General features: G+C 62.7%; 10 protein-coding genes. 6 read left to right on the forward strand and 4 right to left on the reverse strand.

All coding sequences use genetic code 11. The annotated features are described in order from the left end of the window. Window positions 1-82: 82 nt before the first annotated feature. Entirely contained in the window at window positions 83-1,135 is a 1,053-nt protein-coding gene (locus WH91_RS22760) for a DUF2793 domain-containing protein (protein ID WP_052952913.1), read from the forward strand. 208 nt (window positions 1,136-1,343) lie between these two features. Here the strand turns inward: WH91_RS22760 and WH91_RS16960 are convergent, their stop codons facing one another. After that, on the reverse strand, window positions 1,344-1,916 hold the full coding sequence (locus tag WH91_RS16960) for a TetR/AcrR family transcriptional regulator (protein ID WP_244542290.1): 573 nt from the start codon (window positions 1,914-1,916) through the stop codon (window positions 1,344-1,346). An 88-nt stretch (window positions 1,917-2,004) separates the two neighbouring features. On the opposite strand from WH91_RS16960, the gene WH91_RS16965 reads away from it, so the two are divergent. Together WH91_RS16965 and WH91_RS16970 are read left to right on the forward strand one after the other, a co-directional pair. Next, window positions 2,005-2,379, forward strand: a complete 375-nt coding sequence (locus WH91_RS16965; RefSeq protein ID WP_046172201.1) for a VOC family protein — start codon at window positions 2,005-2,007, stop codon at window positions 2,377-2,379. Window positions 2,380-2,475: 96 nt separating this feature from the next. Beyond that, window positions 2,476-3,600, forward strand: a complete 1,125-nt coding sequence (locus tag WH91_RS16970) for a Gfo/Idh/MocA family protein (protein ID WP_046172202.1) — start codon at window positions 2,476-2,478, stop codon at window positions 3,598-3,600. Window positions 3,601-3,770: 170 nt separating this feature from the next. On the opposite strand, the gene WH91_RS16975 is transcribed toward WH91_RS16970, so the two are convergent. Beyond that, a complete protein-coding gene (locus WH91_RS16975; protein WP_046172203.1) occupies window positions 3,771-4,376 on the reverse strand; it encodes a hypothetical protein in 606 nt (201 codons plus the stop codon). A gap of 109 nt (window positions 4,377-4,485) precedes the next feature. Here WH91_RS16975 and WH91_RS16980 point away from each other — a divergent pair, with 109 nt between their 5' ends. The 3 genes from WH91_RS16980 to mbfA all read left to right on the forward strand — a co-directional run bounded on the left by WH91_RS16980 (window position 4,486) and on the right by mbfA (window position 6,877). Continuing rightward, window positions 4,486-4,941 (forward strand): RrF2 family transcriptional regulator, encoded by a 456-nt coding sequence (locus WH91_RS16980; RefSeq protein WP_046172204.1) that lies wholly within the window; start codon window positions 4,486-4,488, stop codon window positions 4,939-4,941. Next, entirely contained in the window at window positions 4,934-5,824 is an 891-nt protein-coding gene (locus WH91_RS16985; RefSeq protein ID WP_046172205.1) for an NAD(P)/FAD-dependent oxidoreductase, read from the forward strand. The genes WH91_RS16980 and WH91_RS16985 overlap by 8 nt, the downstream gene beginning before the upstream one ends. Before the next feature lie 72 nt (window positions 5,825-5,896). Next, window positions 5,897-6,877, forward strand: a complete 981-nt coding sequence (gene mbfA, locus WH91_RS16990; protein ID WP_046172206.1) for an iron exporter MbfA — start codon at window positions 5,897-5,899, stop codon at window positions 6,875-6,877. 185 nt (window positions 6,878-7,062) lie between these two features. Here the strand turns inward: mbfA and WH91_RS16995 are convergent, their stop codons facing one another. After that, window positions 7,063-8,679, reverse strand: coding sequence for a GMC family oxidoreductase (locus tag WH91_RS16995; protein WP_143077989.1), 1,617 nt, complete (start codon window positions 8,677-8,679; stop codon window positions 7,063-7,065). A 4-nt stretch (window positions 8,680-8,683) separates the two neighbouring features. Next, window positions 8,684-9,724 carry an oxygen-dependent tRNA uridine(34) hydroxylase TrhO gene (gene trhO / locus WH91_RS17000; RefSeq protein ID WP_425285327.1) on the reverse strand — a complete coding sequence of 347 codons (1,041 nt, stop codon included), beginning with the start codon at window positions 9,722-9,724 and terminating at the stop codon, window positions 8,684-8,686. Window positions 9,725-10,030 lie beyond the last annotated feature (306 nt).

Genomic DNA, 10,030 nt, shown 5'->3' on the forward strand with positions numbered 1-10,030 from the left:
GGTGCCAATCGCGCCCGCGCCGACCCCACTTTATCCCCTCCCCCTCTGACCAGCCGGATACTCCCCCCCAAAGGAGATCCCGATGGACCATACACCCCGCCTCACGCTGCCCTTTATCATGCCGAGTCAGGCACAGAAGCATGTCACGCATAACGAGGCCATCCAGGCGCTCGATGCCCTGGTGCAGCCCGTTGCCGAAAGCCGAACACTGACCACACCGCCCACCGTGCCACTGGAGGGAGAAGCCTGGATCGTGCCAGGGTCGGCGACCGACGCCTGGGCCGGTCACACCGACGAGATTGCCGCGTTCCAGTCCGGCGCCTGGAGCTTTCTCGATCCGGCCGTCGGCTGGCAGGTCTATGTCAAAGCCGAGCGGACCCAATATGTGTTCGACGCCGGTGTGTGGACGCCTATCGCCTCGCTCGGCTCCGCCCTGCCCAGGTTGGGCATCAACAGTAGCGCCGATAGCACCAACCGCCTCGCTGTCTCGTCAGCCGCGACATTGCTCAACCATGCCGGCAATGGCCATCAGCTCAAGATCAACAAGGCCGCTGCGGGGGACACGGCGAGCCTGCTGTACCAGACCAACTGGTCGGGCCGCGCCGAAATGGGGCTGGCGGGAGACGACAACTGGCGCCTCAAGGTCAGCCCCGACGGCTCAACCTGGATCAATGCACTGACCGTTAGCGCGGCGACCGGCATAGCGACGGTCGGGGCGAGCTTCCGGCCCGCCAGCGACAATACCGTGACCCTCGGCGCATCCGGCGCGCGATGGTCCGCCGTCTGGGCCGCCACCGGGACGATCCAGACTTCGGACGCGCGCCAGAAAACCGACATCGAGCCGAGCGATCTAGGCCTCGATTTCATCCTGGCGCTGCAGCCGATGAAATACCGCTGGCTGGTGGGCGGCAATGAGGGTGGCTCGCCCCGCCCCGGCGTTCGCACCCACTACGGCCTGTTGGCCCAGCAGGTACAGTCGGCCCTCGGCGACACGGACTTCGCCGGTCATATCCTGGTCGATCCCGCAGACCTCGAAAGCGAGCAGGGCCTGCGCTACGACGCCTTCATCGCGCCGCTGATCATGGCCGTCCAGCAGTTGGCCGCGCGGGTGAAGATGCTGGAACAACAATCCTGAACGACCAAATTCTATCGTCTCGCCCTACCCCCCGCTTCTTCCCTCGGGCTTGACCCGAGGGCCACTATCAACACAGCGCCAGCGTCATGAGACCCTCGGATCAAGTCCGAGGGAAAAGAGCAGGCTGGCACCATTGCGTCTCACACTCGATAGAATTCCTCCCCCTCATCGGGGGGAGGCGAGGTGGGGGTACCCCTCTTCAAAATGCCTAAGCCTTCAGCCCCCGGATCAGCGCCTTGATGCTCTTGCGGTAGTCCGCCACGTCCTCGGGCGCGGCCAATGCCGCGCGGTCGAACATGGCGCCGAACAGTTGCGCCAGGGCCTCCACCGGCACCTTGCGCAATGCCCCTGCGTCCATCGCATCACGCAGGCCGCACACCAGCGTTTCCATGCCATGCCGGGCATCGATCTCGTCCACCTTGGCACGCCCCAATACCGCCGGCGCGTCGATCAACATGATCTGCCGCCGCCCGCTGTCCTGCATGGCGTTGAGAAAGGCATCGCAGCCCGCCAGCAACGCCTTGATCGGACCCGGTTCTTCATCACTCTCGGCGGCGTTAATGGACATTGAAACCAGCAGGTGTTCCTCCTCGACCACCGCCTCGAACAGCGCCAGTTTGTCTGCAAAATGGTGGTACAAGGCGCCTCGGGTTACCCCGGCAGCAGTGACGATTTCAGGCGTGCTGGTGCCCGCAAAGCCCTTTTCGGCAAACAGTGCCCGCGCGGCCGATACAAGCGCACGCTGGGTCTGCTCCCTTCTCTCGCTCTGACTACGCCTCAAGTTACCTTGCATGCACACCGCCTGTATGTTATTTGCCATATTATGTACATACCGTATGTATTTTACAGCTCGGATACAAGGAGGTCCCATGAAGACCAATAGTTTATACCCGCTATTCCAGGTTACAGATGTCGAAGCCAGCGCTCGCTTTTACGAGACGCATTTCGGTTTCGCCCGTATCTTCAGTAGCGACTGGTACATCCAGTTGCGCGCCACGGCCGACCATCCGTTCGAGATCGCGCTGATCGACCAGGATCACGACAGTATTCCCGAGTCCACACGTGGCATCAGCACAAACGTGCTCCTCAGCCTCTATGTCGAAGATGCTGCAGCGGAGCACGAGCGGATCACCGCGTCGGGCCTGACCGTCATCCAGCCGCTGCGCGACGAGGTCTTCGGCCAGCGCCATTTCATGCTCGCCGATCCGGACGGCATCCTGATCGACGTCATCACCCCTATCTGAGCATTCTGTCCGATCCAAATAAACCTCCCAACGCTCTGGCGCGGCGCAATTCCTCTGGTTAGTTTGCCGTACGTACGTCAGGGAGGACTGCGCGCTATGAATACCAAGCGCCTCGGTGTCGGCTTTATCGGCACTGGCAATATTTCGTCGGCCTATCTGCGGGCCATTACCGGCCACGAGAACATGGCCGGGTTTCCGGTTCTCGACATCAAGGGGCTGGCCGATATGCGGCCGGAAGCCGCCGAGGCTCGGGCCAGCGAATTTGGCCTGAAATCGATGAGCATCGAGCAGATGCTGGCCAGTCCCGAAATCCAGCTGGTGGTCAACCTGACCATTCCGCGCGCCCATGTCGAGGTCGGCCTGCGGGTGCTGGCTGCCGGCAAGCATGTCTATTCAGAAAAGCCGCTCGGCATCACCTATGCCGAAGGCCGCAAGCTGCTCGACGCCGCCAACAAGGCCGGCCTGCGCATCGGCTCGGCGCCCGATACTTTCCTCGGTGGTTCGCACCAGCAGGCGCGCGCCGTGGTCGATAGCGGCGTGCTTGGGCAATTGGTGGGAGGCACCGCTTTCATGCAGGCCCCCGGCCACGAGGCCTGGCATCCCGATCCGGCGTTTTATTACGACATCGGGGGCGGCCCGGTCCTCGACATGGGTCCCTATTACATCACCGACCTGGTCAACCTGCTTGGCCCCGTCGCTCGCGTCTCCGCCATGGCGTCGCGCCTTCGCCTGCAGCGCCCTGTCCTATCCGAGCCCAAGATGGGCGAGATCATGGACGTGCGTGTGGACACCCATGTCACAGGGGCGCTGGGCTTTGCCAATGGCGCGATAGTGCAGGTCGGCATGAGCTTTGATGTCGCCGGCCACAAGCACGTGCCGCTCGAACTCTATGGCACCGAGGCCAGCCTGATCATTCCCGATCCCAATTTCTTCGGCGGTGACCTCGAGCTCAAAAAGCGCGGCCGCGAAGAAGCATGGACGCCGGTACCGGTCACCCAGCCCTATGCCGATGGCAATTACCGCTCGCTCGGCGTCGCCGACATGGCCCAAGGCATTCTCGACAACCGCCCGCACCGCGCCAATGGCGATCTGGCGCTGCACGTGCTGGAGGTCATGGAAGCATTTGAAGTTGCGTCGCGCGAGGGCCGGACAGTGGATATCCAGACCCCGGTGGAACGGCCGGAGCCGCTGGCGACGTCGCTAAAAGATGGGCGGATCTAAGTCCGGGCATTGTACCCATCCATCACCCCACCCTCAATCTCTCCCCATTCAGGGGAGGGACGCCGTCGTTCAGCGCGTACAACTCTTTCTTATCCCTCTCCCTTGTGGGGAGGGTGGCCCCGAAGGGGTCGGGTGGGGGTAGCGATGGCTCTTTAGGCGCAAAGCCCAATCTAAAGCCGCAGCGTCAGCCCCGCCGCATCCTCGGCATTGAAATGCACCGTCACCTCGACATCGTTCAGCGGATCATGCACGCCATCGACATATTGCCGCTGCCGCAGCGTCACCAACTGCTGCGCCGGGTCTGACGACACGTAGAGATAATCAAAGCAATCGTCGTAGCTTTCGAGATCGGGTCGTGACTCGGCAACCGCCTGCTTCAAGGCATGCAGTTGCCGCCCGCCGATCGAGGTGCCGTCGCTGCGTCGCGTGCCGCGCAGGTTGGGAACCCAGTTCATCCCGGTCTGGCAGATCTTGTTGTCGTTGAACGCGCCCTCGTCGGTAAGCGCATAGTCGGTTTCCGCGTCCCAGCTATTGCCGAGCTCGAAAGTCGCGGCGGAGTCGGTGACCTCGAGATAGACCTCGGTCCAGGCGCAGCTGTGGTCCTGATCGTCGTAACACCACTTGGCGCTCGCCAGCATCAGATGGGCGACATCGGCGATGACGACCAGCTTGCCGGCCTTGTGCTTGTCGATGATCGCCTGGGTTTCTGCGTCAAACGCCAGTGCGGCCGTGCTGGCGGCCAGCGTGATCGCCATGCCGGCAAGTAGCGTCTTCATCGAAATCCCTCCTGGAGCGATGCCGGATCATAGCATCGCGGCGGAGTGTGGAAAGCCACGAAGCGCGGTCAGGGTTGACAGTCAGCACTAATGTAACAATATTAGTTACATGAAACGCTCCAGTCGCCTCTCCCTCGCCCTGCACGCCCTCGTTCATCTGCACAAGCAGCCTCACGAGGCGATCACTTCCACCACGCTCGCCACCTGCCTGATGACCAACCCGGTGGTGGTGCGCCGCGTACTCGGCGAGTTGCGCGAGGCTGGCATTGTCGGCTCCAGCAAGGGCCATGATGGCGGCTGGCGGCTGCTGCGTCCGGCAAAGGACATCAGCCTCTATGCGATCTACCGCGCCATGGGCGAGAGCCTGCTGATCCGCACCGAGAGCGATCCCGGTGACATCCAGTGTGGGATTGTCCGCACCGTCAATGCGGTGATGGGTGAGTTCATCGCTGACGCCGAAGCCCTGCTGGCGGCCCGCCTCGAGCGCGTTTCGATCGCGGACATTGCCAACCAGGCCACGCCAAACCCTCTTCATCCACACCATGGAGTCCATCATCATGGATGACGTCCTCATCATCGGCGGGAGCTTTGCCGGCCTCGCCGCTGCGCTGCAACTGGGCCGCGCCCGCCGCAACATCACGGTTCTCGATACCGGCCTGCCGCGCAATCGCTTCGCGCCCCATTCGCATGGGCTGCTCGGCCACGACCACAAGGCGCCGCTGGATATTCTGGCCGAAGCGCGCCAGCAGTTGGAGCGCTATCCGACGATCAAATTCGTCAATGCGCGCGCCGCAAACATCTCCGGCGCGCTTGACGATTTCTCGGTCACCACCAATGAAGGCCAAACCCTCAAGGCACGGCGCCTGCTGCTCAGCTATGGTGTGGTCGATCAGATGCCTGCCATTCCCGGCTATGCCGATTGCTGGGGCAAATCCATCGTGCCCTGCCCCTATTGCGACGGCTTCGAAGTCGCCGGCAAGCATTGGGGCCTGGTCTGGTCGAGCGCTCATTCGCAGCACGCGGTGATGCTGTTCCACGACTGGACCGAGCACCTGACGATGTTTGCCGATGGGCATGACATTTCGGCTGAGGTTCGCGCCGACCTGATCGCCCGCAACGTCGAGGTGGTCGATGGCAAGCTCGCCGAAATAGCGCATCAGGATGGCAAGCTCAGCACCGTTAATCTCGATACCGGCCGCAATGTTGCGGTCGACGTCTTGTTCGCCCATCCGCGCAATAAGCCCTCGGCCAACCTGCACGAAGCGCTGGGGCTGGAAACCGTCGATGGTCCTATGGGCGTAGTCCTCAAAGTCGACGACCGGCGCGAGACCTCGGTCCCCGGCATCTACGCCGCCGGCGACCTCGCCAACCCGATGGCCAGCGTAACGCTCGCCACCTCCAACGGCGCCATGGCCGGGATTTTCGCGCAGCAGTCGATGCTGGTATGAGGCCCGCAGGCTTGCCAACACTTTGGAATGGTTCTAATCAATGTTTAGAACCATTCCAAAGTATGACCCGCCATGTTCTCGCTCCTGCCCGATAGCCGCCGTGCTTTTACCAGCCTGACCGAACGCGAAATCCTCTCGCTGGCGGTTGCCGCCGAGGAAGAGGACGGCCGCATCTATTCGGAATTCGCGACCCGGCTGGCAGTTAGCTACCCCGGCTCGGCTGCGCTGTTCGAGGGCATGGCGGCCGAGGAAGACGAGCATCGCCGTCGCCTGCTCGATCTCTATGTCGAGCGCTTTGGCAGCCATCTGGTGCCCATCCGCCGCGAGCATGTGAAGGGCTTCATGGCTCGAAAACCAATCTGGCTGATGAAGACGCTGAACCTTGCAACCGTACGCCAGCAGGTCTGGGAAATGGAAGAAGGCGCCTACCGCTTCTATATGGAAGCTGCCAAGCAGGTGACCGATGCCGGTATCCGCAAGCTGCTCGGCGATCTTGCTGCGCAGGAGCGCAAGCATGCCGATGCCGCCGACCGGATCGACGCCACGGCGCTCGGCGCCGAAGGCCGCGAAGTCGAAAAGACCGAGCAGCAGCGCCAGTTAGTGCTGACCTATGTGCAGCCGGGACTTGCCGGGCTGATGGACGGTTCGGTCTCGACCCTGGCGCCGGTGTTTGCCGCGGCTTTTGCCACCGGCGATACGCACCAGACTTTCCTCGTCGGCCTCGCTGCCGCCATCGGCGCCGGCATTTCGATGGGCTTTACCGAGGCTGCTTCCGACGATGGCAAGCTCACCGGTCGCGGCTCGCCGATCAAGCGCGGCCTGTCAGCCGGCATCATGACCGCCATCGGCGGGCTCGGCCACGCCCTGCCCTATATGATTCACGACTTCACCATGGCCACCAGCGTCGCAATCGTCGTCGTGCTGGTCGAGCTCTGGGCCATCGCCTTCATCCAGAACCGCTACATGCAGACACCGTTCTGGCGCGCCGTGATGCAAGTCGTACTCGGCGGCTCGCTGGTGTTTGCCGCCGGCATCATCATCGGCAATGCTTGACGGGGGCTTAACTGAGGTTGGCATAAAGGCCATTCCACCCACGATGTCACCCCGGCCTTGAGCCGGGGCCCATCCCGAGATAAATTACGGCTGCAAGGTCGATCGTACTGGCCACCTTGCGGCAGGCCAGACTTCTCGAGATGACCCCGGATCAAGTCCGGGAAGACACCGAGTTTGGTAACGCTTCAAACATAAGTGGCGCCAATCAAACTCGCGGCCTTGCTGCCAATTGCCATGGCGGGCGCATTGGTATTGCCCGAGACGATCTGCGGCATGATCGAGCAGTCGATCACCCGCAATCCGTCGACGCCGCGCACCTTGAGGTCCGGGCCAACCACCGCCGTCGGATCACGCGCCAGCCCCATGCGCAAGGTCCCGACCGGGTGATAGTTGGTCTTTACCGTCTGCCCGCAATAGCGCTCCAGCGCCGCCGGGTCGTCCATCACCGCCGCGCCGGGCAGCAATTCCTTGGCGATGGCTGACTTGAACGGCTCGGTGTCGAGCAGCCTGCGCGCCGTTTCCAGCGCCTTGACGGTCAACCGCAGGTCATCGGGATCACCGAAGAAATTGCAGTTCACTAGCGGTTGATCTACCGGATTTGCCGAGCGCAGCTTCACCGTGCCGCGCGCCTTGGGCCGCAGCAGGCATGAGGTAAAGGTCACGCCCCAGGTCGGCTTGGCGGCGCTGACGTCGCGATCGAGATAGACGATGGGCGCGCAATAGAGCTGCATGGTCGGCCTGTCGCCGCCGTCGGGATCGAAGAACAGGCAGGCTTCGATGCCGGTCGTGGTCACTGGGCCAGAATTGAACAGCATATACTGCAACCCGTTGCGCAGCATGTTCCAGCCCTTGTCCTGGCCAAAATAGCCGGACGGGCCCTTGGTGGTGGCGATGACCGGAACCTCGTGATGGTCCTGCAGGTTCTGCCCGACGCCGGCAATGTCGGCCACCACCGCGATGCCATGCTGACGGAGGTGATCGGCCGGGCCAATGCCGCTTAGCATCATCAGCTTGGCGCTGTTATAGGTGCCGGAGGCCACCAGCACTTCGCGCTCCGCCCGCACGGTCTGCGTCGCGCCGTCCTTCTCATACTCGACGCCGACAGCGCGCCCATTCTCGACCACGATCCGATCGACCCGGGCGCCGGTGATGATGGTCAGCCGCTTGTCATGCGCCAGATCGTCGAGGAACGCCCTCTTGGCATCCGAGCGCTCCTTGTAGCGGCCCCATTGTCCATAGGTGTGCTGCATGATGCCGACGCCGTTTTGACGGGCGCCATTGAAATCGGGGTTGTATCGATGGCCCATTGCCTGTGCCGCCATGAGGAACTGCTCGGTGGTCGGCGAAATATGCCCGGGCTCCGAGACGCGCAGATTGCCGCCGATGCCGTGATACTGGTCGTTGAAGCGGCTGTTGGCCTCGATGCCGGTGAAATACGGCAGCATGTCCGCATAGGACCACGCGCCGTCATTGCCCAGCCCGGCAGCCCAGCCGTCATAATCCTCGGCCTGGCCCCGCATATAGACCATGGCATTGACGGCGCTGCCGCCGCCCAGCGCCTTGCCGACCGGCACGATCGGCGCCCGGCCCCCCAGTTGCGGCTGCGGCACGGTCTGGTGCATTTCCAGAAAATCGTCGCGTGCCAGGAATTTCATATAGCCAGCGGGCATCGCCATCAGCCGGTTGGTGGTGGCCGGCCCACGCTCCAGCAGCAGTACCGAAAATCCGAACTCGCGCACCAGCCGCATCGCCGCCACCGACGCAGCGGAGCCACCGCCGGCGATTATAAAGTCATGTGCCATTGGCTCAATCCGCCCTGTTCCGCTCCCGCGACGCCTCGGCCTGTGCTCGCTTCTCGGCCTTGCGCCGAGAAGCCAACTTCGCCGCGTCATCGCCCAAATGAGCCGCGCCGCGTAGTTTTGCCAAGTCCATCTGTTTTTGCCGCTCAGCCGCCGCGGCATGCTTGTCCGCTTCGCCGACGCAATAGGCACAGCTGACGCCATCGACATAGTCCGCGCTGGCACGATCGTCTGCCGTCAACGGATGGCGGCAGGCGCGGCAGAGGGTGGCATCGCCTTCGACCAAGCCATGGCCGACCGAGACGCGTTCGTCGAACACGAAGCATTCGCCGGCAAAACGGCTTTCGTTCTCAGGAACCACTTCGAGATATTTGAGGATGCCGCCCTTGAGGTGGAACACTTCCTCAAAGCCCTGGCTCAGCAGGTAGCTCGACGCCTTTTCGCAGCGGATGCCGCCGGTGCAGAACATGGCGACCTTCTTGTCGCGCGCCGGATCGAGATGCTCGGCGACATAGTCCTTGAACTCGGTGAAGCTCTTGGTCGCCGGGTCGAGTGCGCGCTGGAACGTCCCGAGCCCCACTTCATAGTCATTGCGCGTATCGACCAGCACCACGTCATTGCGCTCGATCAGGCTGTTCCAGTCCTGCGCTTCGACATAGGTGCCAACCGACTTCGCCGGGTTGGCCTCCGGCGCGCGCAAGGTGACGATCTCCGGCTTCAGCCGCACTTTCATGCGCAGGAATGGCATCTCAATAGCGGTCGAATATTTGACTTCGGCACCGGCCAGCCTGCCGCCGAACACCTCGCCGGCAAACAGCCATCCCGCCAGCGCGTCCACCGCCTCCACAGTCCCCGCCACTGTGCCGTTGATGCCCTCGGGCGCCAGGATCAGCGTGCCGCGGATATCGCGCGCACAGCAGAATTTGGCCAGCACAGGCTGAATCGCCTCGGCGTCCGGCAGATCGGCAAATTTATAGATCGCCATCACCTTGTATGGCAGCGGGGTCTGGGGCAGATTGGCGTTCATAGGAGCCGATTTCTCATTCATCGGCCCGCTCATACCATTGCCCGGTCACCGGGACCAATCGAGATTCAGCCCAGGCTGAGCCGAAAATGGCGGTTTTCGAGAACCGGATCGGAGCGTACGTTCGAGTACGTGAGGACCGGAAGCGCAGAAACCGCCATTTGCAGGCCAGCATCGGCTGAATCTCGATTGGTCCGGGGCCAAATCGAGAAATTGCTGGAGAATACCATGACCTATCGGGCCGATACGGCACGCTATGATACGATGCAATACCGCCGTTCGGGCAAATCGGGGCTGAAGCTGCCGGTGATCAGCCTCGGGCTGTGGCAG

It is taken from the genome of Devosia psychrophila (genome assembly GCF_000971275.1).
In the GTDB taxonomy this organism is placed as follows: Bacteria; Pseudomonadota; Alphaproteobacteria; order Rhizobiales; family Devosiaceae; genus Devosia; species Devosia psychrophila.

Coding starts and splice junctions, on each gene's coding strand:
- mbfA (WP_046172206.1), top strand. CDS start 5,897: ATGTTCTCGCTCCTGCCCGATAGCCGCCGTGCTTTTACCAGCCTGACC.
- trhO (WP_425285327.1), bottom strand. CDS start 9,724: ATGAATGAGAAATCGGCTCCTATGAACGCCAATCTGCCCCAGACCCCG.
- WH91_RS16995 (WP_143077989.1), bottom strand. CDS start 8,679: ATGGCACATGACTTTATAATCGCCGGCGGTGGCTCCGCTGCGTCGGTG.
- WH91_RS16965 (WP_046172201.1), top strand. CDS start 2,005: ATGAAGACCAATAGTTTATACCCGCTATTCCAGGTTACAGATGTCGAA.
- WH91_RS16970 (WP_046172202.1), top strand. CDS start 2,476: ATGAATACCAAGCGCCTCGGTGTCGGCTTTATCGGCACTGGCAATATT.
- WH91_RS16980 (WP_046172204.1), top strand. CDS start 4,486: ATGAAACGCTCCAGTCGCCTCTCCCTCGCCCTGCACGCCCTCGTTCAT.
- WH91_RS16975 (WP_046172203.1), bottom strand. CDS start 4,376: ATGAAGACGCTACTTGCCGGCATGGCGATCACGCTGGCCGCCAGCACG.
- WH91_RS16985 (WP_046172205.1), top strand. CDS start 4,934: ATGGATGACGTCCTCATCATCGGCGGGAGCTTTGCCGGCCTCGCCGCT.
- WH91_RS22760 (WP_052952913.1), top strand. CDS start 83: ATGGACCATACACCCCGCCTCACGCTGCCCTTTATCATGCCGAGTCAG.